The following is a 23751-nucleotide window of genomic DNA, read 5'->3' on the forward strand; positions in this document are numbered from 1 at the left end:
TCAGTCTTGGAAAGAGCCGGCGGGTAGCCCCCTCGGTGCCGGTAGCCGCAGGCGAGGGATTCGCACAGATCAGGCCCGAAGGGGGCCGGCCAGGACGGCCGGCCGTTCTCGCGAGACAGGATGTCGAGTCGAGAACCCCTGTGCGAAGCCCGACCCGGCCCGAAGGGCAATAGATAGACGGCCGCGGAGCGGCCTTTCCTCAGCGGGTCGCCGTAGGCGTGGCACCGAGGGGGCTACCCGCCGGCTCTTGCTCCAGTGCCCAAGGCTCAAGGCTAAACCCGATGCCGAAGGCGAGCCCTCAGTAGAACCTAATCACATGGCTAAGCGACGAACCCAAAAAACGTGACATCCCACCACGGATTCACATAGCTGTAACAACTGTGCACGCGCTAAACTAAGCCTGTTTTGCCCCTTACAAACTGGAGATCCCCGATGAGCACCCCGCTGAACCACCGCCGCATCCTGCTCAAGCTCTCCGGTGAAGCCCTCATGGGAGCCGAGGATTACGGCATCGATCCGAAGGTGATCGAGCGCCTGGCCAAGGAAATCCTCGAAGTACGCGATGCCGGTGTAGAGGTGGGCGTCGTGATCGGCGGCGGCAACATCTTCCGCGGCGCCGGCCTGGCTGCCGCAGGTATGGACCGTGTCACCGGCGACCACATGGGCATGCTCGCTACCGTGATGAACGCGCTGGCCATGCAGGATGCCATCGAAAAACTGGGCGGCGAAGCCCGCACCATGAGCGCCATCAAGATCAACGAGGTATGCGAGGACTTCATCCGCCGGCGCGCCATCCGCCACCTGGAAAAGGGCCGCGTAGCCCTGTTCGCCGCCGGCATCGGCAATCCGTTTTTCACCACCGACTCCGCCGCCGCACTGCGCGCCGTGGAAGTGGGCGCCGACCTGCTGCTCAAGGCGACCAAGGTGGACGGCATCTACTCGGCCGATCCCAAGCGCGATCCCACCGCCCAGCGCTACGACCATCTCACCTACAACCAGGTGATCGAACGGCGCCTCGAAGTCATGGACACCGCCGCCATAGCCCTTTGCCGCGAGAACAAGCTGCCCCTGCGCATCTACGACATGACCCAGCCCGGCAACCTCATGCGCATCATGAAGGGCGAGCCGGTGGGTACCCTCGTCAACGCCGGCTGACCCCGGCCGGGCCGGCGCCGGAAGCGGCGCCGACCTCCCCTGGCGCAGTGCGGCACGGCCTCCGGCGCGCTCGCTGCTATACTCGCCTGCTGACTCGTTCCACCGGAAAACGGCCCATGATCAACGACATCAAGAAAGATGCTGAGACCCGCATGGGCAAGAGCATCGACTCCCTCAAGCACGACCTGAAGACGATCCGCACCGGCCGCGCCAATGCGTCGATCCTCGACAACATCGTAGTGCCGTATTACGGCTCGCCCACGCCGCTGTCGCAGGTTGCCAACATCAGCACGCCCGATGCCCGCTCGTTGTCGGTCAAACCGTTCGACAAGGCGATGGTCGGCCCGATCGAGAAGGCCATCATGGCTTCCGACCTCGGCATCACGCCCACCACCATGGGCATGGACATCCGCCTCAACTTCCCGCCGCCGACGGAAGAGCGCCGCAAGGAGCTCGCCAAGAGCGTGGCCAAGGAAGGCGAAGCCGCCAAGATCGCCATCCGCAACGTCCGCCGCGATGCCGTGCAGCACATCGGCAAGCTGCTCAAGGACAAGGAAATTACCGAAGACGACCAGAAGCGTGCCGACGACGACGTCCAGAAGCTCACGGACAAGTTCGTCAAGGAAGTGGACGACGTGGTCAAGGAAAAGGAAAAGGAGCTGATGGCGCTCTGACGCGCCATCGGCCCGACACCATGGTAGCCAGGCCCGAAGGCCGGGTCCCCCGCCACCTCGCCATCGTCATGGATGGCAACGGACGCTGGGCCCGGCAGCGCCTGCGACCGCGCACGTTTGGCCACCATGCGGGGCAGAAGGCCGTTCGCCAGGCGGTGGAGTTCTGTCTGCGGCGCGGCATCGCGTCGCTCACGCTGTTCGCCTTCTCCAGCGAGAACTGGCAGCGCCCGGCCACCGAGGTCTCGGCGCTGATGGAGCTGTTCCTGAAGGCGATCGACCGCGAAGTGGACGAACTGCACGGCAACGGCGTGCGCGTGCGCTTCGTCGGCGACCTGGACGGCTTCGAGGCGGAACTGCGCCAGCGCATGCTCGGCGCCATGCAACGCACCGATGCCAACACCGCGCTGACGCTCAACGTGGCGGTCAATTACGGCGGGCGCTGGGACATCGCCAACGCGGCGCGCCTGGCCGCGGAAGCGGCTGCGCGCGGCGAATTCGCCATCGGCGACATCGACGAAACCCGTCTGGCCGCGTACACCTGCCTGGCCGACCAGCCGCCGCTGGACCTGTTCATCCGCACCGGCGGCGAGCGGCGCGTCAGCAACTTCCTGCTCTGGCAGATCGCCTATGCCGAGCTCTATTTCACCGACACCCTGTGGCCTGACGTCGACGAAGCCTGCCTGGATCAGGCCCTCGACGACTATGCCCGCCGCGAGCGCCGCTATGGCCGCACCGGCGAACAGGTGGCCACGGGCTGACGCCGGAACCCCATGCTGAAACAACGCGTTACCACCGCATTGATCCTGCTCCCGCTGGTCCTTGCGATGATCCTCCTGCCGCCGACGGTGTATTTCGCCGCGGCCATCGGTGTGGTCTTCGTCGGCGCCGCGTGGGAGTGGAGCCTGCTGGCCGGTTGCCGCACGCCACTGGGCCGCGGCATCGTGGTGGCCGGCGCAGCCGCCATCCTGCTGGCGGTGCTGCTGATCGCCACGCCGGGCCTGCTGATGGCGCTCACCCTGGCCGGCGTGATCTGGTGGATCGGCTGCTGCTTCTGGCTGCGGCACTTCACCTTCGCCGCCGCACCCAATTCGGAAAACCGCCTGCTCAAGATCGGCACCGGCGTGCTGGTCATCGTGCCTACCTTCGCCGCGGCCATGGCGCTGCATGCCTCGGACCACGGCAACTGGTGGACACTGCTCGCGCTGGTGGTGGTCTGGGCCGCCGATACGGGCGCCTACTTCACCGGCCGCCAGTTCGGCCGGCGCAAGCTCGCCCCGCGGATCAGCCCGGGGAAGACCTGGGCCGGTGTCTACGGTGCCCTGGTCGGCGGCAGCGCGTTCGCCGTCTTCGGCGGCTGGCTGCTGGGCGTGAACGATGCGCCGCACCTGGTGGGCCTGGGCGTGCTGGGCCTGCTCACGGTGGCCGTGGCCATCGTCGGCGACCTCTTCGAAAGCCTGATGAAGCGACATGCCGAGGTCAAGGATTCGGGCCAGCTGTTCCCCGGGCACGGTGGCCTGCTGGATCGCCTGGACAGCGTGTTCGCCGCCCTGCCGATCTTCGTGGCAGGCAAACTGCTGCTGGGCCTTTGAGCCATGGCCGTCCGTAACGTCGCCGTACTCGGCGCCACGGGCTCCATCGGGGGCAGCACCCTCGACGTGATCGCCCGCCATCCGGATCGCTTCCGCGCCACCGTACTAGTGGCCAACCGCGGCACCGAAGCCTTGGCCGCCCTCTGCGCACGTTTCCGCCCGGAACTGGCAATCGTCGCCGACCCCTCGATGGAAGCGGACCTGGCCCGCCGCCTGGCCGCGGCCGGGGTGCGCTGCGATATCGCCTCCGGCGCGCAGGCGGTCAGCGCCGCCGCGGCCGGGCCGCTGTGCGACACCGTGGTCGCAGCCATCGTCGGTGCCGCGGGGCTGGATTCCGCGCTGGCCGCGGCGCATGCCGGCAAACGGCTGCTTTTGGCCAACAAGGAAGCGATCGTGATGGGCGGCGCCCTGCTGCTGGAGGCCCTGCGCGTGGGCGGCGGCGAGCTGATTCCCGTCGATTCCGAACACAACGCGATCTTCCAGTGCCTTCCCGGCGGTCGCCCCGACCTCGCCCGCGTGGGCGTGCGTCGGCTGGTCCTTACCGCCTCAGGCGGCCCCTTCCGCGGCCGCACACGGGCCGATCTGGGCACGATCACGCCCGACCAGGCCTGCGCGCACCCGAAATGGTCGATGGGTCGCAAGATCTCGGTCGATTCGGCCACGCTGATGAACAAGGGCCTGGAGGTGATCGAGGCGCATCACCTCTTCGCCGCCCCGGTGGATGCCATCGACGTGGTGGTGCACCCGCAGAGCCTGATCCACTCGATGGTCGACTACCTCGACGGCTCGATGCTGGCCCAGCTGGGCAACCCCGACATGCGCACCGCCATCGCCTGCGCGCTGGCCTACCCGGAGCGCATCGAGGCCGGCGTGGCGCCCCTCGACCTCGCCGCGCACGCCCGCCTCGACTTCGAGAAACCCGATACCGACACCTTCCGCTGCCTGGCCCTGGCCTTCGACGCCCTGCGCGCCGGGGGCGACGCCACCGCCATCCTCAATGCCGCCAACGAGGTCGCCGTGGAGGCTTTCCTCGCCGGCACGCTGCCCTTCCTGGGCATTGCGGAGGTCGTCGAGCGGGTTCTTGAGGAACTGCCGGCCAAACCCGTGGTCGATGTCCAGACGCTCGTTGAGCGTGATGGGGAAGCGCGACGGGCCGCCCGGGGCGTGCTCCACCGCGCTTACTGCTAAACTCGCTCCACTCCAACGTTTTTTCTTCGAGACCCACCCCTCCTGATGAGTCCCTTCCTCGGTTCCGTGTTCTGGCTGCTGGTCACGCTTGGCGTGCTGGTGACCTTCCACGAATTTGGCCACTACTGGGTCGCGCGCCGCTGTGGCGTCCGCGTGCTCCGCTTCTCGGTGGGCTTCGGCCGGCCGCTGTGGCGTCGCGTGGCGAAGGACGGCACCGAATACCAGATCGCGGCCATTCCGCTGGGCGGCTACGTCAAGATGCTGGACGCCCGCGAGGGCGAGGTGGATCCCGCCGACCGCGGGCAGGAGTTCACCGGCAAGTCGGTGTGGAAGCGGATCGCCATCGTCGCCGCCGGTCCCGCCTTCAACCTCATTTTTACCGTCGTCGCCTTCTGGGCGATGTACATGATCGGCAAGCCCGATGTCGCGCCCATCGTGGCCGCCGACAAGGGCAGCATCGCCGAGCAGGCGGGCATCCGCCCGGGTGACCGCCTCCTGGCTATGAATGGCGAGGCCGTCGGCACCTGGAGCGACGCCACCGACCGCCTGGTCGACAGCCTGCTGGGCAACGAGCCCCTGCCCGTGCATGTGCAGGGCACCGATGGCACCCAGCGTAACGTGGTGCTGCCGATCCAGAACCTCACCGACAACGGCGACCTGGTCAAGCGGATCACGCAGCTGGGCCTGGGGCTGCAGTCGCCGCCCGTGGTCGGCGAAGTGGTGCCGGGCGATCCGGCGTTCGCCGCCGGCATCCGCACGGGCGACCGCATCGTCAGCGTCAACGGCAAGCCCGTGGCCGACTTCCCGGCGTTCACCAAGCTGGTACCGGAACAGGCCGCCGTGTCGCCGAAGCTGGCCGTGGGCATCCAGCGGGATGGCCAGACCCGCATCGTCGACGTCACCGCCCGCATGAAATCCGAGCAGGGCCAGCCCACCCGCTGGCTGATCGGTGTCGGCCGCCAGCCGCTGGAAGAAGCCACCCTGCGCTACGGCCCGGTTCGCGCCTTCAGCGAATCGCTGCGCGCCACCTGGGCAGGCACCACCTCCACCTTCAACCTGATCGGCAAGATGCTGTCGGGGCAGGCTTCCACCAAGAACCTGTCCGGCGTGATCGGCATCGCCCAGGTCGCCAACGATTCGGCCAGCCGCGGGCTGGGCTGGTTCCTGAATTTCCTCGCCCTGGTGTCGCTCAGCCTGGCGATCTTGAACCTCCTGCCCATCCCGGTCTTGGACGGTGGACACCTGCTGTATTACCTTATCGAGTTGGTCAAGGGCAGCCCGGTCAGCGAGCGCACCATGATCGCCGGCCAATATGTAGGCATCGCCCTTCTGTTCACCATGATGGGGCTGGCGTTCTTCAACGACATCCAGCGACTGCTTGTTTCGTAAACGTATCACCCAGGTCACGGGCGCTCACTGCTCCCGCAACCGAACGACGCCGGGCATGAGTCCGGCGCGTGCTCCTCTTCGGTCGCCGGCCTCGTCCGCCGTCGACTGGAATTAACCCAACGGAATCGACGATGAAGCGTATCGCCGCCCTGATCCTGCTCGCCTCCCTGTCCGCCAATGCGCTTGCCGCTTTCGAGCCGTTCGTCGTTTCCGACATCCGCATCGATGGCCTTACGCGTATCGCGCAAGGCACGGTGCTGAGCTACCTGCCGATCGAAAAGGGCGAGACCCTGAGCGACGACAAGGCACAGGCCGCCATCCGCGCCCTGTACCAGACCAAATTCTTCAGCGACGTCGAACTCGACCGCCAGGGCGACATCCTGGTGATCAAGGTCGTCGAGCGTCCGGCCATCGCCAAGCTCACGCTGCGGGGCAACAAGGACATCAAGGAAGACGACCTGCGCAAGGGCCTGAAGGAAATCGGCCTGGCCGAAGGCGAGACCTTCGACCGCCTGTCGCTCGACCGCGTCCAGCAGGAGCTGATCCGCCAGTACTACAACCGCGGCAAGTACAACGTCTCGGTCGATCCCCACGTGACGCAGCTCGACCGCAATCGCGTGGCCATCGACATCGAGATCCGCGAAGGCAAGGCGGCGAAGATCAAGGAGATCAACGTCGTCGGCAACAAGGCCTTCAGCGACAAGGCCATCCGCGAAGGCTTCGAGTCCAACACCAGCAACTGGCTGTCGTGGTACTCCAAGGACGACCAGTACTCGCGTGAAAAGCTCTCGGGTGACCTCGAGAAGCTCAGCAACTACTACATGAACCGCGGCTACGCCGACTTCGGCATCGATTCCACGCAGGTGGCGATCAGCCCGGACAAGCGCGCCATGTACGTCGATGCCTCGGTGAAGGAAGGCGAGGTCTATACCGTCTCCGACGTCAAGCTGCTCGGCGAGCTGATCCTGCCGGAAGAAACCCTGCGCAAGCTGGTTTTCATCCACAAGGGCGACACCTTCAACCGCGGCGCGATCGAAGCCAGCGACGATGCGATCAAGGGCATCCTCGCCAACATCGGCTATGCCTTCGCCAAGGTCACCCCGATCCCCAAGCTCGACAAGGACAAGCGCACCGCCGACCTCACGCTCTTCATCGAGCCGGGCAAGCGCGTGTACGTCCGTCGCGTGGTCTTCCAGGGCAATACCCGTACAGAAGACGAGGTGCTGCGTCGTGAAATGCGCCAGCTGGAAGGCTCCTGGTATTCGCAGGGCGCCATCGACCGCTCCAAGACGCGCCTGCAGCGCCTGGGCTACTTCAAGACCGTCGATATCGACAAGGCTCTCGTGCCGGGCACCGTCGACCAGGTGGACCTGACCGCCAAGGTCGAGGAACAGTCGGCCGGCTCGCTGATGTTCGGCGTCGGCTACTCGCAGTACTCGGGCATCATCCTGTCGGCGTCCGTATCGCAGAACAACTTCCTGGGCACCGGCGACCGCTTCTCGGTCGGCGCGGAAACCAGCACGTACTACAAGCGCGTCAACGCCAGCTACACCAATCCGTACCTCACGGATTCCGGCATCCAGCTGGGCTACAACCTCGGTTACAGCAAGCTGGATTACGGCGATACCGACCTGGCGAACTACACGTACAGCACCAAGTCGTTCGAGACCACGCTGTCCTTCCCGATCACCGACTTCGACTCGGTGTCGACCAGCCTGGGCGTCAGTTCCAACCTGATCAACACGTCGTTCTACACCCCGCGTGAGCTGGTCGGGTACCAGAACGCCCTGGGCAACAAGACGATCCACTCGTGGACGTCCAGCCTCGGCTACACCCACGACACCCGCAACAGCTACTGGGCGCCCACCCGCGGCGGCCAGTTCACGGCGTCGGTCTCGGGCGCACTGCCGGGCTCTACCGTGCAGTACTACAAGCTGTTCGGCGAAGCCAACCACTACTGGCCCATCGGCAAGGGCTTCGTGCTCTACCTCGACGGCCAGGTGGGCTACGGCAAGACCTACGGCACCACGTACAGCAACACCGTCTACCAGGTGAACGCTGACGGTACGGTCGCGAAGGATGCCAGCGGCAACCCGATCGTGTCCTACCAGAAGGGTGACAAGGTCGACTTCCCGTTCTGGGAGAACTACTACGCCGGCGGTGTCCGCGACGTTCGCGGCTTCCAGGACAACACGCTGGGCCCCCGCCTGTGCGATGGCGGCAGCGTCTCCAGCACGCCGGATGCCAAGGGCAAGTGCTCGGGCGGTTACTACAGCTACGGCCAGCCCGTCGGTGGCGCGTTCAAGGTGCTGGGCACGGCGCAGATGTTCCTGCCACTGCCCTTCCTCAAGGACGTGAACACCGCCCGTGTGTCGTGGTTCGTCGACGTCGGCAACGTGTACAAGAACTACGGCGCGTTCGACGCCAGCGAACTGCGTGCCTCCACCGGCCTGTCGCTGCAGTGGCAGGCGCCGATCGGCCCGCTGATCATCAACTTCGCCGTGCCGTTCCGGAAGAAGGACGCCGACAGCCGCTTCGTCGAGCGCATCCAGTTCACCTTCGGCAACACGTTCTAAGACAAAAACGCAACTACGCACCACATACAATCAGGGGGTGGCCGCCAAAAGCGCCACCCCTTTTTTTTGGGAGCCTCCCTTGAGCGGCAATCCGCACTACACCCTGGCCGAGCTGGCCGAGCGTTTCGAACTGGAGGCGCACGGCGACCCCACCACCACGGTGGACGGCGTCGGCACGCTGGCCGCCGCCACGCCCAGCCAGTTCACCTTCCTCTCCAACCCGAAATACACCTCCCAGCTGGCCGAGTCGCAGGCGGGCATCGTGGTGCTCGGCGCGGAGCAGCTGCCGTTGCGCAACGGCGCCGCGCTGGTGGCGAAAGACCCCTACGTGGCCTACGCCCGCATTGCCGCGCTGTTCGAACGGCATCCGGCCGCCCCGCGCGGCATCCACCCCAGCGCCGTCGTGGCACCGTCCGCCCGCGTACATCCCACGGCCTCGGTGGGGCCCTGCTGCGTCATCGAGGACAACGCGGTCATCGATGAAAACGTCATCCTCGGCCCGCACTGCACCATCGGACCGGGTTGCGTGGTCGGTACCGGCTCGCGCCTGGTCGCGCGGGTCACCTTGGTGATTCGCGTGACGCTGGGCAAGCGCGTGCTCGTGCACCCGGGCGCGGTGATCGGCTCCGACGGGTTCGGTCTGGCCTTCGACCGAGACCACTGGATCAAGCTTCCCCAACTGGGCGGCGTGCGCATCGGCGACGACTGCGAGATCGGCAGCAACACCACGATCGACCGCGGCGCGCTGGAAGACACCGTGCTGGAAGAAGACGTGCGCCTGGACAACCAGATCCAGATTGCCCACAACGTGCATATCGGCGCCCATACCGCCATGGCCGGTTGCTCGGCCGTGGCCGGCAGCGCGAAGATCGGCCGCTACTGCCTCATCGGCGGCAACGCCGGCGTGCTCGGCCACCTCGAACTGGCCGACCGGGTTACCATCACGGCGAAGAGCCTGGTCACCTCGTCGATCAGGGAAGCCGGTGAATACTCCTCCGGTAGTCCGCTGCAGGAAAACCGCCAGTGGCGGCGCAACGCGGCGCGCATGAAACACCTCGATGAATACGCGCGCCGCCTGTCGGCGCTGGAAAAGGACAAAGGGCAATGACCGAACCGAAAGCCGCCGTGACGCTTCCCGTGGATGTGGAGCAGATCCAGCGACTGCTGCCGCACCGCTACCCGTTCCTGCTGGTCGACCGCGTCATCGAGATCGAGCCGGGCAAGTCCATCGCGGCGATCAAGAACGTCACGATCAACGAGCCGTTCTTCCAGGGGCATTTCCCCGGACATCCGGTGATGCCGGGCGTGCTCATCGTCGAGGCCATGGCCCAGACGGCCGGCCTGCTGACCCAGATCACCAGCCGTATGGACGGCCATAGCGGCAGCCCGCTGTTCTACCTGGTCAAGGTGGACAACGCGCGATTCTCGGCGGTAGTCGCACCGGGCGACCAGCTGCGCCTGGAGGTGTCGCTCAAGCGGCTGATCCGCGGCATGGGCCTGTTCGAGGCGCGCGCGCTGGTGGACGGCAAGGTAGTGGCCTGCTGCGAGCTGATGTGCGCGGCAAGGAGCGACAAATGATCCATCCCTCCGCGCAGATCGATCCATCGGCGCGCATCGCGGACAACGTCAGCATCGGCGCCTTCAGCGTCATCGGTGCGGATGTGGTCATCGGCGAGGGAACCACCGTCGGTCCGCATGTGGTGATCGAGGGCCCCACGGTCATCGGCCGCGACAACCGCATCTCGCAGTTCGCCTCCATCGGTGGCGCCCCGCAGGACAAGAAATGGCAGGGCGAGCGCACCGAGGTGATCATCGGCGATCGCAACCTCATCCGCGAGTTCGTTACGATCAACCGCGGCACGGGTGACGGCGGCGGCATCACGCGCATCGGCAACGACAACTGGCTGCTGGCCTATGTGCACATCGCGCACGACTGCCAGGTCGGCAACCACGTGGTGTTTTCCAACTACTCGGCGCTGGCTGGCCACGCGGAGATCGGCGACTGGACCATCATGTCCGGCTACTCCGGCGTGCACCAGTTCTGCAAGGTGGGCGCGCATGCGTTCATCGGTATGGGCTGCCTGGTGGGCTCCGACGTACCGCCCTTCGTCATGATGGCCAACGAGACCCGTGGCCGCCCGCGCGGCATCAACAGCGAGGGCCTGAAGCGCCGGGGCTTCGACACCGCGCGCATCGCCGCGATCAAGCGTGCCTACCGCACGCTGTACATGGCGGGCCTACCGCTGGCCGAGGCGCGCGAGCAACTGCTCTCGCAGGCCGAGGTCAGCGACGACGTGCGCCAGATGCTCGAATTTCTCGATCGCAGCGAGCGCTCGCTCGCCCGGTAATACCCGCCGGCGCCAGGGGGCGTCGGCACTTCGCCAGGTCGGCTACCGACCGAGGGAGACCTTTACATCATGCAGCAGCCCCCCTCCTCCGCCGACGCACCCGTCTTCGCCCTCATCGCGGGGGAAGATTCCGGCGATCAGCTCGGCGCCGACCTGATCGACGCGCTCCGCACCCGTTATCCCACCGCCCGTTTCGTCGGCATCGGCGGCCGGCGCATGCTCGGGCGCGGCTTCGACTCCTGGTACGACATCCGCGCGCTGTCGGTCATGGGGTTCAGCGAAGTGGTCAGGCACCTGCCCCGGCTGCTTCGCCTCCGTAAGGCACTGCTGCGCAAACTGCTCGACCTGCGCCCGGACGTGGTGGTCGGCATCGACGCCCCCGACTTCAACCTCGGCGTCGAGCGCAAGCTCAAGGCCGCCGGCCTGCGCACGGTGCATTACGTCAGCCCGTCGGTCTGGGCCTGGCGCGAGAAACGTGCCGAGAAGATCGGCCGTTCCGCGGATCGCGTGCTCTGCCTGTTCCCCATGGAGCCACCGATCTACGCGAAGCACGGCATCGACGCACGCTTCGTCGGTCACCCGCTGGCCGATCGTTTTCCCATGGTCTCGGACCGCGCCGGCCCGCGCGACGCCCTCGGTCTTCCCCACGACGTGCCCGTGCTGGCCGTGCTGCCCGGCAGCCGACCGAGCGAAATCGAGCGCGTAGGCGCCATCTTCATCGCCGCGGCGCGCCGCGTGGCCGAGGCGATGCCCACCCTGCGCATCGTGGTGCCTTCTGCCAACGAGCGGGTGCATGCGCAGTTGCGCGCGCTGCTGGCCGACTTCCCCGGCGTGGCGCCGATCCTCACCGACGGCCAGGCCCACGAGGCCATGCTCGCGGCCGATGCGGTGCTGCTGGCGTCGGGCACGGCCACGCTGGAGGCCATGCTGGCGAAGCGACCGATGGTGGTGGGGTATCGCGTCTCGCCCACCAGCTACCGCATCGCCATCGCCCTGCGCATGCTCAAGACCGATGTCTACGCCCTGCCCAACATCCTCGCCCGCGCCTGCGGACTGGGCAAGAAGCGCCTGGTGCCGGAATTCATGCAGGACGACTGCACACCGGACAACCTGGCCCGCGCCACATTGGAACTGCTCGGCGACAGTGAACGCCGCGGTGCCATCGTCGCGGCGTTCGAGTTCCTGCACCAGGAACTGCGCGGCGGCCTGGACGGCCGTGCCGCCGACCACGCGGCCGACGCGATCGCCGGGCTGATGCGCCCGACGGACTTGCCCGCCGGCGCCGTGGCGCATTAGGCTTCTCGGCATGCCCCGCAAGCGCAACGTCAGCTCCCAGCTCGCCCCCGACCTCGTCGTGGCCGGTGTCGACGAGGCAGGCCGCGGGCCGCTCGCCGGCCCCGTGGTGGTGGCCGCGGTCATCCTCGACCGCACCCGTCCGATCCGCGGCCTCAACGACTCCAAGCAGCTGACCGAAAGCGTCCGCGAGAAACTCTACGGCCGCATCGTGGAACGGGCGATCGCCTGGAGCGTGATCTTCGTCGAACGCGAGGAAATCGACCGGATCAATATCTTCCAGGCGACGATGACCGGCATGACCCGCTCGTTGCTGGGCCTGGCGCACGCGCCGCACATCGCCCTGATCGACGGCAACCGCCTGCCGCGCACCTTGCCCTGCGAGGGCCGCGCGGTGATCGGCGGCGACGCGACCGAGCCGGCCATCAGCGCCGCCTCGATCCTGGCCAAGGTCAGCCGCGACCGCCACATGCACGCCCTGGATGCCTTGCACCCCGGCTACGGCTTCGCCCGCCACAAGGGCTACGGCGTCCCCGAGCACCTCGACGCCCTCGCTCGCCTCGGGCCGTGCGATGCCCACCGTCGCAGTTTTGCGCCCGTGCGGCGATGGTTCGAGCCGGATGTGGAGCCGATGGCGGATTTGTTTGCTGTGGCTGGGGCGTTGGAGCAAGAGCCGGCGGGTAGCCCCCTCGGTGCCACGCCTGCGGCGACCCGCTAGGGAAGGGCCGCTGGCGCGGCCATTTATCTATTGCCCTACGGGCGTCGGGTCGGGCTTCGCCCGGGGATTTTTGATTCGCCATCCATGGCTCAGCAAAAATGGCCGGCCGTCCTGGCCGGCCCCGCTACGCGGCCTTGTCCGTTCGAAGCCCTCGCCTGCGGCTACCGGCACCGAGGGGGCTACCCGCCGGCTCTTCCCAAGACTGAGGTGGGTTGTGACGCGAGCGACCGCAGACGTATAGGGTAGGGCGTCGCCGCTTCGTTGGCTTTTCGCCCACATCGTGGGCTCCTACCCCACGGGTAGGGCCGGTTGTGGCATATCCAACGCGTGATCTGCCGTCTGGGGGTAGGAGCGCACGCGTGTGCGCGAACCCTCGACATACCTAAGGCGACCGATGCCACGAGCACCAGGCAAGCGAGCGTTCCCAGCAACGAAGCGAAACCCAGCTATTCGCTCTTCCCACACGCAACCTCACCGTTGGAAAGAGCCGGCGGGCGCCACCCTCGGGGCCGGTAGCCGCAGGCGAGGGATTCGAACGGACAAGGCCCGAAGGGGGCCGGCCAGGACGGTCGGCCGTTTCCGCTGAGACAGGAAGTCGAATCGGAAACCCCCGTTCGAAGCCCGACCCGCCGCCCGAAGGGCAATAAGTAAACGGCCGCGCCAGCGGCCATTCCCTTTCGGGTCGCCGCAGGCGTGGCCCCGAGGGTGGCACCCGCCGGCTCTTGCTCCAAGACCCCCAGCTCTTGCTCCAAGCCCAAAAGCCTAAAGTCTCCTAACCACCTGCCGATACGAAAGCTAACGCCCTATCTCACGAGACGGGTGTCAGCCTTTCCCTATCGACAGGTAACACCACCCATGAAGAAGATCGCTATCGCCGTCGCGCTGTTCGTCGCCGCCCCGCTGTCCGCCCATGCCGCATGCGCCGCCAAGGACTTCGCCGTCGAAGGTTTCGGCGTGAAGCTCCAGCAGGGTTCGGGCCAGCCGCGTTTCAGCATGAAGGGCAACCTGGTCAACAAGTGCACCGAAGCCGCCGCTGCGCAGATTCGCATCGATGCCAAGGACGCGTCGGGCAAGGTCGTCGCCAGCAAGCAGGGTTGGCCTGCAGGTACGTCCAACATCGAACCGGGCAAGAGCGTCGATTTCGACCTCGGCCGCCTGTTCCGTTATTCCCCGGACATGACCGATTACACGGTCGTCGTTTCGGACGTCAAGGCCTGGTAATGACGGCGGGCCCGGCGCTGCCGGGCCCTCGTTCAGAGCGGTAGCCAGGCGACGCGTTCGCCGGCCGCGAAGGGCTCGGCCCGCGCAGGCAGCCATACCAGCGCCTGCGCGGTGGCCATGTTGCTGAGCATGTGCGACTCCTGCCTCGGCAGGAGCGCCAGTGAAACCATGCCACCGCTCATGTCCAGTCGCATGCGCACCAGGCGGTCGCGCTCGTCGTCGGCATCCACGGCCGTGGCCAGCAGGCCCTGGCACCACGCCGGCTGATCGGCCGTTTCACCTTCCAGCCGCGCCAGCACCGCGCGCGCATGCACGGTAAGGCACACCAGCACGGCCGCGGGATTGCCCGGCATGCCCAGCAGGGCCTTGCCCTCGCGCATGCCGAACCAGAGCGGCTTGCCCGGCTTCTGCGCCACCTTCCAGAACACCTTGCGCACGCCCAGGCGTTCGGCCACGGCCGGAACGAAATCGCGGTCGCCCACCGACACACCGCCGCTGGTCACGACCAGGTCGGCACTGTCCAGCGCGGCGCTCATCGCTTCTTCCAGCGCCGCTTCATCGTCGCGGACATAGGCCACCACCGGCTCGCCGTAGCCCTGCTCGACGAACCATGCGCGCAACAGCGGCCCGTTGGCGTCGTAGACCAAGCCGGGCGCCAGCGGCTCGCCCGCACGTACCACTTCATCACCGGTCACCAGTACCACCACGCGCGGACGCCGGTATACCTCCACCTCGGTGATCCCGGCCATCGCCAGCGCGGCGACGAGGCCGGCCGTCACGCGCTGGCCGGCGGCGGTGATGATCGTGCCGGCGACCAGTTCCTCGCCTTCGACACGGATCGCCTCCCCGGCGACCACGGCGGCGGTCAGCACGATGCCAGCCCCGGTACGCTCGACGATCTCCTGGCGGGCGACGGCATCGGCGCCTGCGGGCAACACGCCGCCGGTGAGGATACGCACCGCCTGGCCGGGCCCGACCACGACGTCGGCCGGATCGCCGGCGGCGGAGGTGCCGATGAGCACACGCTCGTTCCGGCCGTCGCCGACACGCAGCGCATAGCCGTCGACGGCACTCTGGGTGAAACGCGGCAGCGAGACCAGGGCGGCCACGGGCTCGGACAGCACCGATCCCAACGCCAGTTCCAGGGCCATCCGCTGCGTCGGCAAGGGGCCGACGTGCTGCCGGTAATGCGCGAAGGTTTCCGCCAGCGGCAGGAGTGCCATCAGCTGGCCTCCCCGTAGCCGCCGGGGTGCTTGCCTCCCGTGCGCCCCGTTTCCAGCAGGTGCACGATGCCGGGCAGCGTGGCCGCCAGCGACTCGCTGGCACCGCCCCGGCTACCCGGAAAGGTGAGCACCAGCGTGTCGCCGATGTAGCCGGCCACGCCCCGCGAAAGCATCGCGTAGGGCATGCGCTGCTGGCCGAAGGCGCGCGCGGTTTCCATGATGCCGGGAATATCCACATCCAGCATGGGCCTGACGGTATCCACGGTGATGTCGCGGGGCCCCAGACCCGTACCACCCACCGTTATGAGCAGCGAGGTGCCCTCGTCGATCAGGGCGCGCACGCGATCGCGCAGGGTCGTCGCGTCGTCGCCGATCACCGTGTAGGCCACGGGAGCGAAATGAGCATCGATCAGCGCATCGCGGACGAAGACGCCGGCCGTATCGGGTTTGGTGCCACGGGCCACGGTGTCGGACAGCACCACCACCGCGGCCGTGCGCGGCGACGCCAGTGCGCGACGGTAGTGCGATTTTCCGCCGACCTTGCGCTCGAGGCGGCAATCCTGGATGTGCAGCTCGTCGGGCTCCGCGTACGGCTTGAGCATGTCGTAGATCGTGAGCGCGGCCAGGCTGGCGGCGGTCAGCGCCTCCATCTCCACGCCGGTCGGGCCGATGGTCTGCACCTCCGCGACGATGCGCACGCTGGTCTCCATCAGTTCGTAGGAGACGTCGGCCCGGTGGATGGGGAGCGGATGGCACAGCGGGATCAGTTCGTCGGTGCGCTTGGCGGCAAGGATGCCGGCGACGCGCGCCGTCTTCAGCGGGTCGCCTTTTTCGGTTTCGCCTGTGCGCAGCAGATCGATGCACGCCGCCGGCGCATGCAGCGTGGCGGTCGCGCGCGCGATGCGCAGGGAATCGGGTTTCTGGCTGACGTCTTTCATCCGTGGCTCGCATGCGGCGGGTGATGGTGCGCGTGAGGCACTGGCTGGTCGTCCAGGTCGTCGCGGATGCAGCAGCCCTCCACGAACGCGCTGGTGCCGTCCGTATAGAACTCTTCCTTCCAGATGGGCGCACCATGCTTCACCGCATCCACCGCATAGCGGCATGCGTCGAAAGCCTCGGCACGATGCGGCGCGCGCACGACGCATACAATGGCGATATCCCCGATCGACAGATCACCCAGGCGATGGACAATGCGCACGTAAGGCACGCCGTAGCGCTCGCGCGTGGCCTGCTCCACGTCGCGGATCACTTTCTCGGCGAGTGGCTCGTGGGCGGTATAGGCAAGGTGGCGCACCGAGCGCCCTTCGTGATGGTCGCGCACGGTACCGACGAACAGGGCCAGGCCACCGCACTCGGGATGCGCGTGAAGTTCGAGCAACGGGTCCACCGCAACGGCGGCGTGGGTCAGGACGGCATGTGTCATGGGTCAGCCTCCGGCCACGGGCGGCAGCAAGGCGATGCGGCCGTCGGCCGGTAACGCGTCCGCGCGGCGCACGATGGTGTCGCCGGATACGCAGGCGCAGCGCTCGAGCGACGCGGCCAGTGCCGGCTGCGCAGCGGCGAGCCGCGCGACGGCGTCACCCACGGTGACTACCGTGTCGTCGGCCTCCACGGTGCACTCGTGTCGGCCGGCCAACCGCTCCAGGTTGGCGAAGAGTTCGAAAACGATCGATGTCATAACAGATCCGTAGAAAAGCGCTCACCCACCCATGGCGTGCATGGTCAGCGGCCGGTCGACCGGCCCCGGACGCGACGCGTAACCGGCCTCCTTGAGCCAGACCGCGCGCCGGACCTGCTCGGCCAGCACGTCGTCGGCAACGCCCTCGCGCATGCGCGTGCCCAGCGGGGTGCCCAGCGGCGAGAACAGGCAGGTGAACAATTCGCCGGTGGCCGTCAGCCGCAGGCGGTCGCAGGTGGAACAGAAGGGATTGGAAACGGTGGAGATGACGCCCAGCGCATAGCGCCCGTCCACGAGATAGGGCGTGGACGGATCGTGGCCCCGTGGCAGGTCGTCAACGTGGTGCGTCGCGCGGATGGCCGCCAGCATCTCGGCCTCCGACACCACGGCATCGCGTTTCCATTGTCCGGGCGCATCGAGTGGCATGTATTCGATGTAGCGCAGCGGGATGTTACGGGCCATGGCCCACTCCAGCAGCGGCACCACGTCTTTCTCGTTGTCACCCCGGATAACCACCGCGTTGAGCTTGATGCGGGCCCCGGCATCGACCAGCGCTGCGATGCCGTCGAGCACCGGCGCGATCTCACGCCGGGTCAGCCGGCGAAACGTGTCCGGATCGACCGCGTCCAGGCTGACGTTGAAGTCGTCGATGCCCGCCGCCACCAGTTCGGCGGCACGCGGAGCGATACGCGAGGCATTGGTGGTCATCGACAGACGGCGCAGGCCACGCTCGCGCAGGGCATCGATGTCGCGCACGCATTCGAGCAGGTCGCGACGCAGTAGCGGCTCGCCACCGGTCAAGCGGATCTGGTCGATGCCGCTGTCCACGAACAGGCCAGCCAGGCGCACCACTTCCTCGCGCGCAAGCAGGGTGCTCCGGGGAAGCCAGTCCGGATGCTCGGGCATGCAATACGTACAGCGGAAATTGCAGCGGTCGGTGAGCGATATCCGCAGCTTGCGCTTGGTACGGCCGTGACGGTCGATGAGTGGGGACATGTCGCCTCAGGAAACCACATTGCGCGTGGGCGGGATGTGTCCAAATCCCGCCAGCCTTCACATGCCATCGTGCCAGACTTCAGGCATGAACGCCTCGAACCCCTCGTCCCCGCCGGCCTGGCCCGCCTGGCCGGAATACGCCCTTGTCGACGATCTGCTGCCCGCCCTTGACCAGTATGCCCAGGCTGGCCGCGTGGCCCTGGCCACGCTGGTGGACGTCGCCGGTCCGTCGCCACGGCCTCTGTATAGCGAGATGGCGATCGCCGCCGATGGGCGCGTGGCCGGTTACGTCTCCGGCGGCTGCGTGGAAGCCGCCGTCGCCCAGGAGGCCATGGCCGCCCTGGCCGAGGGCCGGCCGCGTCTTCTGGATTACGGCGTGGGTAGCCCGGTGCTGGATATCCAGCTCACGTGCGGCGGGCGCATCGGCATCTTCGTCCGCGAACTGCGCCAGCCCGCCCAATACGTCGCAGACCTCTCCGCCGCCCGGCGCGAGCGCCGCACGGTGACCGTGCTGACCGACCGTGCCACCGGCGACTGGACGATCGTCGACGGCATGGCGGGCCGCGAGGACGACCGCTACGCCGACGTACGCCTGCCGCCGCTGCGCCTGGTCACCGTCGGGAGCGACCCGGTCACCCTGGCGGTAGCGAGACTGGCCCCCGCCATGGGCGTGGAAGTGGTGCTGCTGCGCCCCCACGGCCCGACCGAGCCGCCCCCGGGCGTGACCCTGGCGGCCTACGACCCGCGCGCGCTGGGCGTGGCGCTGGACGCGCTGCGGGTGGACGAGCGCACTGCCATCTATGCGCTCAGCCACGATGTCGAGATGGATCACGCGGTGGCCTCGCATGCGTTGCGCTCGCCGGCCTTCGCCGTCGGTGTCCTCGGCAGCCGCAACAAGATCGGCGCGCGCGTGGACCGCTTGCGCGACGACGGCGTGGACGACGCGGCGCTGGATCGCCTGCACCTTCCGGCGGGCCTGCCCATCGGCGCGCAGACACCGCACGGGATCGCCCTGTCCATTCTCGCGCAGGTCTGCCAGCGCGATCGCGCGCGGCACCTGTGACCGGCCGCCACGATGCCGTGATCCTGGCCGCTGGCGGCAGCCGCCGACTGGGACGGCCCAAGCAGTTGCTGACGCGGGACGGCGAAACCCTGGCGGGTCGCGTCTCGCGGCTGGTGGCATCCACGCAGCCCGGCAAGACCATCGCCATCGTCGGCGCGTACGCGGAGCACCTGTGCGGCCGCTTGAACGGTGCGCTGCCGGTGTTCAATCCGGACTGGACGACGGGCATGGCGTCGTCCTTGCACCTCGCCGCCGATGCGCTCGCCGGCCGCGATGGCCCCGTGCTGGTCGTCGTCGTGGACCAGCTGGCGCTGGACGAGGTACACCTTGAGCGGCTGCTGCGTGAGCACGACGGTACGCAGGACACGGTCACGGCGTATGGCGATGCCGCGGGCGTGCCGGCCGTCTTGCGTGCCAGGACGCTCGCGCGTGCCGTCACCCTGCAAGGCGACAGTGGTTTTCGTGCGCTCTGGACCGGGCACGATGTCCATCGCGTGCGCAACGACGCGCTGGCCCAGGACCTGGACACGGAAGACGACGTGGCTCGCGCGGTAGCTGCCGGCCTGCTGGACCGGCAATGATCCGGTCGATGTAAAAACGGCGGGAAGCAGGCGGCACGCTTCCACCCCGCCTCTTTCACGCAGCTCCCTTTACAACCGTGGTTTACCCAGGCAGCGGCGCATCTCGTCGCCCACCCACGGAGAACGGCATGCCGCCGAACACATCCCCAAGCGTATCCACCCGCCTGCGCATCAACGGCGCGGAACACGTACTCGACATCGATCCGCGCGTCACGCTGCTGGACGCACTGCGCGAGCACCTGGGCCTGACCGGCTCGAAGAAGGGCTGCGACCATGGCCAGTGCGGCGCATGCACCGTGCTGGTCGAAGGCCGCCGGATCAACGCCTGCCTCACCCTCGCCGTGATGCACGACGGCGAGTCGATCACCACGGTCGAAGGCCTGGCCAACGGCGCGACGCTGAGCCCCCTGCAGGCGGCTTTCGTCGAGCACGACGGCTTCCAGTGCGGCTACTGCACCCCGGGCCAGCTTTGCTCCGCCACCGGCATGCTGGAGGAAGTGCGCGCCGGCTGGGCCAGTGCCGTCACCGCCGATGTGGCAAGCCGGCCCACCCTGACCGACGACGAGATCCGCGAGCGCATGAGCGGCAACCTGTGTCGCTGCAGCGCCTATCCCAACATCGTCGCCGCCATCGCGGATGCCGCGGAGGCCGACGCATGAAACAGTTCACCTACGAGCGCGCCACCAGCCCCGCCGCGGCGACGGATGCGGCCCGTGCGCAGCGGCACACCCGCTTCATCGCGGGCGGCACCAACCTGCTCGACCTCATGAAGCTGGGCATCGAAACCCCGGAACACCTGGTCGATATCAACCGGCTGGACCTGGGCGGCATCGAGGACACCGCGGATGGCGGGTTGCGCATCGGCGCCCTCGTGCGCAACAGCGACCTGGCCGCGGACGCACGCGTGCGCGAACGCTATCCGGTGCTTGCCAGTGCCCTGCTGGCCGGTGCGTCGGGCCAGTTGCGCAACAAGGCGACCACCGGCGGCAACCTGCTCCAGCGCACCCGCTGCTACTACTTCTACGACACCGCCATGCCGTGCAACAAGCGCCAGCCCGGCAGCGGTTGCGCGGCCATCGGCGGCTACAACCGCATCCACGCCATCGTCGGCACCAGCGAGGCCTGCATCGCCACGCACCCTTCGGACATGGCGGTGGCCATGCGGGTGCTCGATGCCGTGGTCCATACCTTATCGGCACAGGGCGAATCGCGGGACATTCCCATCGGCGACTTCTACACGCTACCGGGCGACACCCCGCATATCGAGAACGTGCTGCAGGCGGGCGAACTGATCACGCATGTGACGCTGCCGCCCGCACCGGCGGGAAGGCAGATCTATCGCAAGGTGCGTGACCGTGCTTCTTACGCATTCGCGCTGGTGTCGATCGCCGCGATCGTCGATGTCGGCGACAGCGGCCTGGCCTCGGCACGCGTGGCGTTCGGCGGGGTGGCCCACAAGCCTTGGCGTGACGATGCCTGGGAGGCCACCGCGCGCGGCACCGCCACCGACGAGGCGTCGCTGCGCGCGCTCGCCGGGAAAGCGCTTCCTGAAGCACAGGGCCATGGCAGCAACGATTTCAAGGTACCGCTTGTCCGGCGCACGCTGGGCGCCGTTCTGATCGAAGCCAGTGGGAGGACCGCCGCATGACGATTCGCATGGATCAAACCGTCGGCACCACCCCGCTGGACGATCGTCCGGACGGCTTCACCGGCAAGCCGATCGACCGGGTGGACGGCCCCCTGAAGGTACGCGGCGAAGCGCGTTATGCCGCCGAGCACGGCGGCATCGGCGAGGTCGCCTATGCCTTCCCCGTGCTGGCCACCATCGCCGTGGGTCGCGTGACGCATCTGGACACGACAGCCGCCAGGCAGGCGCCGGGTGTGATCGAGGTGCTGACCCCGGACAACGTGCCCGAGCAGGACACCTCATCCGACGACGCGTTGCCGCAACTCGACGGTGATGCCGTCAAGCATTACGGGCAGCCCATTGCCCTGGTGATCGCCGAGTCCTACGAGCAGGCGCGCCACGCTGCATCGCTGGTCGAGGCCGACTACGAAGCGAAGCCGGGCCGCTTCGAACTGGCCGCCGAGAAGGACAAGGCACGCAAGCCCGAGGACCTGTCGTTCGCCAAGGCCGATACCGGCAAGGGCGATTTCGAGGCGGCCTATGCGTCGGCCCGGCACACGCTGGATGTCACCTACACCACGCCCTTCCAGTTCCACGCGGCGATGGAGCCGCACGCCACGGTGGCGCAGTGGGACGACGGCAAGCTGACCTTGGAAACCTCCAACCAGATGCCCACCCCGGGGCGCAAGGTGCTGGCTGCGACGTTCGGCGTGCCGCCGGAGAAAGTGCGGCTACTGTCGGCCTATATCGGCGGCGGCTTCGGCAGCAAGCTGGACGTTCAGCCGGATGCCGTGCTGGCAGCCCTGGCGGCGAAGGCCACAGGACGAAAGGTGAAGCTCGCGCTGACCCGCCAGCATCTGTTCCACGTGGTGGGCCACCGCACCAACACCATCCAGCGCGTGCGCCTGGGCACCGACGACCAAGGACGAATCCTCGCCGAGGCCCACGAAGCGTGGTCGGGCAACGAACCCGGCAACGACGAATTCGAGCCGACGGTGCTCGGTACCCGCTCACGCTACGTCGGCGAGAACAGGCTGAACACGCATCGGCATACCGACCTGGACCTGCCGCCGGCGATCTCCATGCGCGCACCCGGAGAAGCGGTCGGCCTGCTGGCGCTGGAAGGTGCCATGGACGAACTGGCGATCCAGCTGGACATCGATCCGATCGAGCTGCGCGTACGCAACGAGCCGATGGTCGATCCCGAACTGGGCGTGCCGTTTTCCTCGCGGCAGGTTGTGGAATGCATGCACGACGGGGCACGTCGCTTCGGCTGGGAGAAGCGCATCGCGAAACCGGGACAGGTCCGCGACGGGCGCTGGCTGGTAGGTATCGGCATGTCGTCCGGCATACGCGGCAACATGCTGCAGGCGTCCAAGGCGCACGTGCGCCTGGATGCGGAAGGGCAACTGACGGCGCGCATGGCCATGACGGACATCGGTACCGGCTCGTACACCGTGTTCACGCAAATCGCCGCCGACCTGCTCGGCCTGCCGCTGGACCGGGTGACGATCCTGCTCGGCGACTCCGATTTTCCCGACACGCCGGGCTCGGGCGGCTCGTTCGGTGCGGCCAGTGCCGGTTCCGGGCTTTACGATGCGTGCATGCAGCTGCGCGACAAGCTGGCCCACTCCGCAGGTATCGACCCCGCCCAGGCCCGCTTCGAGGATGGCCACGTGTCCGGTGGCGACAAACGCGTCGGTTATACCGCCCTGGCCGGGCAGCACGGTGTCGAGGCCGAGGGCGGCATCGAGCCGGGCAGCAACAATACCGACTACAACCAGAACTCCTATGGCGCGTTTTTCGCGGAGGTCGGCGTCGACGTGGACACCGGCGAGGTAAGGCTGAGGCGCATGCTGGGTGTCTTCGCCGCCGGCCGCATCCTCAATGCGAAAACGGCCAGGTCCCAGGCGCTGGGCGGCATGATCTTCGGTGTCGGCTCCGCCCTTTCGGAAGAGATCGTGATGGACCCGCGCTACGGCGCGTTCGTCAACCACGACCTGGCCGAGTATCACGTGCCGGTCAATGCGGACATCGGGCCGATGGAAGCGGTCTTCCTGAGCGAACTCGACGACAAGGCCAACCCGCTGAAGATCAAGGGACTGGGCGAGGTGGGTATCTCCGGTGCCGGAGCCTGCATCGCCAATGCCGTTTACAACGCGTGTGGCGTGCGGATTCGCGACTATCCGATCACGCTGGACAAGGTGCTTGCGGGGATGTCCTGAGCCCCTGCCTGCGCCGCGCTCACGCGCGGTGCAGGCAGCGCGGCGGCGGTTATTCCGCATTGCATCACACGGGACCGTAAAAAAAGGGCTCGAAATGCAAAAAAACTGCCCGAACCCTATTTTCAGCGGGCGAAAGCAACGCTAGAGTGAGTCGCCCGCTGGGCACCGGCCGGAAAGGCCGCCTCATTCGATTCAAGTGACAAGGAT

23 protein-coding genes are annotated in these 23751 nt (G+C 67.5%); 18 read left to right on the plus strand and 5 right to left on the minus strand.

Annotated elements, in window-relative coordinates; genetic code table 11:
• The first annotated feature begins 432 nt into the window (after nucleotides 1-432).
• The 13 genes from pyrH to FA89_RS00650 all read left to right on the plus strand — a co-directional run bounded on the left by pyrH (nucleotide 433) and on the right by FA89_RS00650 (nucleotide 14151).
• Complete coding sequence (gene pyrH, locus FA89_RS00590) at nucleotides 433-1155, plus strand: UMP kinase (RefSeq protein ID WP_036137122.1); 723 nt, start codon at nucleotides 433-435, stop codon at nucleotides 1153-1155.
• A gap of 116 nt (nucleotides 1156-1271) precedes the next feature.
• The gene (gene frr, locus FA89_RS00595; RefSeq protein WP_036137124.1) at nucleotides 1272-1829 is read left to right on the plus strand and encodes a ribosome recycling factor; all 558 of its coding nucleotides are present in this window, start codon (nucleotides 1272-1274) and stop codon (nucleotides 1827-1829) included.
• A 20-nt stretch (nucleotides 1830-1849) separates the two neighbouring features.
• Nucleotides 1850-2587 (plus strand): polyprenyl diphosphate synthase, encoded by a 738-nt coding sequence (gene uppS, locus FA89_RS00600; protein ID WP_036137126.1) that lies wholly within the window; start codon nucleotides 1850-1852, stop codon nucleotides 2585-2587.
• Nucleotides 2588-2599: 12 nt separating this feature from the next.
• The gene (locus FA89_RS00605) at nucleotides 2600-3418 is read left to right on the plus strand and encodes a phosphatidate cytidylyltransferase (RefSeq protein WP_036137129.1); all 819 of its coding nucleotides are present in this window, start codon (nucleotides 2600-2602) and stop codon (nucleotides 3416-3418) included.
• Nucleotides 3419-3421: 3 nt separating this feature from the next.
• Nucleotides 3422-4606, plus strand: coding sequence for a 1-deoxy-D-xylulose-5-phosphate reductoisomerase (locus FA89_RS00610; protein ID WP_036137131.1), 1185 nt, complete (start codon nucleotides 3422-3424; stop codon nucleotides 4604-4606).
• A 45-nt stretch (nucleotides 4607-4651) separates the two neighbouring features.
• Complete coding sequence (gene rseP, locus FA89_RS00615) at nucleotides 4652-5995, plus strand: RIP metalloprotease RseP (protein ID WP_036137134.1); 1344 nt, start codon at nucleotides 4652-4654, stop codon at nucleotides 5993-5995.
• Nucleotides 5996-6126: 131 nt separating this feature from the next.
• A complete protein-coding gene (bamA, locus tag FA89_RS00620; protein WP_036137137.1) occupies nucleotides 6127-8571 on the plus strand; it encodes an outer membrane protein assembly factor BamA in 2445 nt (814 codons plus the stop codon).
• Nucleotides 8572-8650: 79 nt separating this feature from the next.
• Entirely contained in the window at nucleotides 8651-9679 is a 1029-nt protein-coding gene (lpxD, locus tag FA89_RS00625; RefSeq protein WP_036137139.1) for a UDP-3-O-(3-hydroxymyristoyl)glucosamine N-acyltransferase, read from the plus strand.
• Complete coding sequence (fabZ, locus tag FA89_RS00630; protein WP_036137141.1) at nucleotides 9676-10149, plus strand: 3-hydroxyacyl-ACP dehydratase FabZ; 474 nt, start codon at nucleotides 9676-9678, stop codon at nucleotides 10147-10149. The genes lpxD and fabZ overlap by 4 nt, the downstream gene beginning before the upstream one ends.
• A complete protein-coding gene (gene lpxA / locus FA89_RS00635; protein WP_036137144.1) occupies nucleotides 10146-10919 on the plus strand; it encodes an acyl-ACP--UDP-N-acetylglucosamine O-acyltransferase in 774 nt (257 codons plus the stop codon). Before fabZ ends, lpxA begins: the two co-directional genes overlap by 4 nt.
• 69 nt (nucleotides 10920-10988) lie before the next feature.
• Nucleotides 10989-12215 (plus strand): lipid-A-disaccharide synthase, encoded by a 1227-nt coding sequence (gene lpxB / locus FA89_RS00640; RefSeq protein ID WP_036137147.1) that lies wholly within the window; start codon nucleotides 10989-10991, stop codon nucleotides 12213-12215.
• Nucleotides 12216-12225: 10 nt separating this feature from the next.
• Entirely contained in the window at nucleotides 12226-12930 is a 705-nt protein-coding gene (gene rnhB / locus FA89_RS00645; protein WP_081916292.1) for a ribonuclease HII, read from the plus strand.
• Between the two features lie 855 nt (nucleotides 12931-13785).
• The gene (locus FA89_RS00650; protein ID WP_036137150.1) at nucleotides 13786-14151 is read left to right on the plus strand and encodes a hypothetical protein; all 366 of its coding nucleotides are present in this window, start codon (nucleotides 13786-13788) and stop codon (nucleotides 14149-14151) included.
• Between the two features lie 32 nt (nucleotides 14152-14183).
• Here FA89_RS00650 and FA89_RS00655 read toward each other — a convergent pair whose 3' ends face one another.
• The 5 genes from FA89_RS00655 to moaA are packed head-to-tail and all read right to left on the minus strand — an operon-like array spanning nucleotide 14184 to nucleotide 18048.
• Complete coding sequence (locus FA89_RS00655; protein ID WP_036137152.1) at nucleotides 14184-15374, minus strand: molybdopterin molybdotransferase MoeA; 1191 nt, start codon at nucleotides 15372-15374, stop codon at nucleotides 14184-14186.
• Entirely contained in the window at nucleotides 15374-16312 is a 939-nt protein-coding gene (moaCB, locus tag FA89_RS00660; RefSeq protein ID WP_036137155.1) for a bifunctional molybdenum cofactor biosynthesis protein MoaC/MoaB, read from the minus strand. Before moaCB ends, FA89_RS00655 begins: the two co-directional genes overlap by 1 nt.
• A complete protein-coding gene (locus tag FA89_RS00665) occupies nucleotides 16309-16797 on the minus strand; it encodes a molybdenum cofactor biosynthesis protein MoaE (RefSeq protein WP_036137158.1) in 489 nt (162 codons plus the stop codon). Before FA89_RS00665 ends, moaCB begins: the two co-directional genes overlap by 4 nt.
• Before the next feature lie 3 nt (nucleotides 16798-16800).
• Entirely contained in the window at nucleotides 16801-17052 is a 252-nt protein-coding gene (locus FA89_RS19035) for a MoaD/ThiS family protein (RefSeq protein ID WP_051938431.1), read from the minus strand.
• 21 nt (nucleotides 17053-17073) lie between these two features.
• Entirely contained in the window at nucleotides 17074-18048 is a 975-nt protein-coding gene (gene moaA, locus FA89_RS00675) for a GTP 3',8-cyclase MoaA (protein ID WP_036137161.1), read from the minus strand.
• An 85-nt stretch (nucleotides 18049-18133) separates the two neighbouring features.
• Here moaA and FA89_RS00680 point away from each other — a divergent pair, with 85 nt between their 5' ends.
• The 5 genes from FA89_RS00680 to FA89_RS00700 all read left to right on the plus strand — a co-directional run bounded on the left by FA89_RS00680 (nucleotide 18134) and on the right by FA89_RS00700 (nucleotide 23544).
• Nucleotides 18134-19111 (plus strand): XdhC family protein, encoded by a 978-nt coding sequence (locus FA89_RS00680; protein WP_036137163.1) that lies wholly within the window; start codon nucleotides 18134-18136, stop codon nucleotides 19109-19111.
• Nucleotides 19108-19692 (plus strand): nucleotidyltransferase family protein, encoded by a 585-nt coding sequence (locus tag FA89_RS00685; protein ID WP_036137166.1) that lies wholly within the window; start codon nucleotides 19108-19110, stop codon nucleotides 19690-19692. The genes FA89_RS00680 and FA89_RS00685 overlap by 4 nt, the downstream gene beginning before the upstream one ends.
• Before the next feature lie 77 nt (nucleotides 19693-19769).
• Nucleotides 19770-20351 carry a 2Fe-2S iron-sulfur cluster-binding protein gene (locus tag FA89_RS00690; protein WP_441295030.1) on the plus strand — a complete coding sequence of 194 codons (582 nt, stop codon included), beginning with the start codon at nucleotides 19770-19772 and terminating at the stop codon, nucleotides 20349-20351.
• On the plus strand, nucleotides 20348-21340 hold the full coding sequence (locus FA89_RS00695; protein WP_036137168.1) for an FAD binding domain-containing protein: 993 nt from the start codon (nucleotides 20348-20350) through the stop codon (nucleotides 21338-21340). The genes FA89_RS00690 and FA89_RS00695 overlap by 4 nt, the downstream gene beginning before the upstream one ends.
• 8 nt (nucleotides 21341-21348) lie before the next feature.
• Complete coding sequence (locus FA89_RS00700) at nucleotides 21349-23544, plus strand: xanthine dehydrogenase family protein molybdopterin-binding subunit (RefSeq protein WP_185754185.1); 2196 nt, start codon at nucleotides 21349-21351, stop codon at nucleotides 23542-23544.
• Nucleotides 23545-23751 lie beyond the last annotated feature (207 nt).

It is taken from the genome of Luteibacter sp. 9135 (assembly GCF_000745005.1).
Classification (GTDB): Bacteria; Pseudomonadota; Gammaproteobacteria; order Xanthomonadales; family Rhodanobacteraceae; genus Luteibacter.

What these genes read in the sequence shown, in the direction of transcription:
- rseP (WP_036137134.1), top strand. Translation starts at nt 4,652, where the DNA reads ATGAGTCCCTTCCTCGGTTCCGTGTTCTGGCTGCTGGTCACGCTTGGC.
- FA89_RS00700 (WP_185754185.1), top strand. Translation starts at nt 21,349, where the DNA reads ATGGATCAAACCGTCGGCACCACCCCGCTGGACGATCGTCCGGACGGC.
- moaCB (WP_036137155.1), bottom strand. Translation starts at nt 16,312, where the DNA reads ATGAAAGACGTCAGCCAGAAACCCGATTCCCTGCGCATCGCGCGCGCG.
- FA89_RS00610 (WP_036137131.1), top strand. Translation starts at nt 3,422, where the DNA reads ATGGCCGTCCGTAACGTCGCCGTACTCGGCGCCACGGGCTCCATCGGG.
- FA89_RS00655 (WP_036137152.1), bottom strand. Translation starts at nt 15,374, where the DNA reads ATGGCACTCCTGCCGCTGGCGGAAACCTTCGCGCATTACCGGCAGCAC.
- FA89_RS00680 (WP_036137163.1), top strand. Translation starts at nt 18,134, where the DNA reads ATGAACGCCTCGAACCCCTCGTCCCCGCCGGCCTGGCCCGCCTGGCCG.
- FA89_RS00605 (WP_036137129.1), top strand. Translation starts at nt 2,600, where the DNA reads ATGCTGAAACAACGCGTTACCACCGCATTGATCCTGCTCCCGCTGGTC.
- lpxA (WP_036137144.1), top strand. Translation starts at nt 10,146, where the DNA reads ATGATCCATCCCTCCGCGCAGATCGATCCATCGGCGCGCATCGCGGAC.
- fabZ (WP_036137141.1), top strand. Translation starts at nt 9,676, where the DNA reads ATGACCGAACCGAAAGCCGCCGTGACGCTTCCCGTGGATGTGGAGCAG.
- frr (WP_036137124.1), top strand. Translation starts at nt 1,272, where the DNA reads ATGATCAACGACATCAAGAAAGATGCTGAGACCCGCATGGGCAAGAGC.
- lpxB (WP_036137147.1), top strand. Translation starts at nt 10,989, where the DNA reads ATGCAGCAGCCCCCCTCCTCCGCCGACGCACCCGTCTTCGCCCTCATC.
- FA89_RS00695 (WP_036137168.1), top strand. Translation starts at nt 20,348, where the DNA reads ATGAAACAGTTCACCTACGAGCGCGCCACCAGCCCCGCCGCGGCGACG.
- FA89_RS00665 (WP_036137158.1), bottom strand. Translation starts at nt 16,797, where the DNA reads ATGACACATGCCGTCCTGACCCACGCCGCCGTTGCGGTGGACCCGTTG.
- bamA (WP_036137137.1), top strand. Translation starts at nt 6,127, where the DNA reads ATGAAGCGTATCGCCGCCCTGATCCTGCTCGCCTCCCTGTCCGCCAAT.
- moaA (WP_036137161.1), bottom strand. Translation starts at nt 18,048, where the DNA reads ATGTCCCCACTCATCGACCGTCACGGCCGTACCAAGCGCAAGCTGCGG.
- FA89_RS19035 (WP_051938431.1), bottom strand. Translation starts at nt 17,052, where the DNA reads ATGACATCGATCGTTTTCGAACTCTTCGCCAACCTGGAGCGGTTGGCC.
- pyrH (WP_036137122.1), top strand. Translation starts at nt 433, where the DNA reads ATGAGCACCCCGCTGAACCACCGCCGCATCCTGCTCAAGCTCTCCGGT.
- FA89_RS00650 (WP_036137150.1), top strand. Translation starts at nt 13,786, where the DNA reads ATGAAGAAGATCGCTATCGCCGTCGCGCTGTTCGTCGCCGCCCCGCTG.
- uppS (WP_036137126.1), top strand. Translation starts at nt 1,850, where the DNA reads ATGGTAGCCAGGCCCGAAGGCCGGGTCCCCCGCCACCTCGCCATCGTC.
- rnhB (WP_081916292.1), top strand. Translation starts at nt 12,226, where the DNA reads ATGCCCCGCAAGCGCAACGTCAGCTCCCAGCTCGCCCCCGACCTCGTC.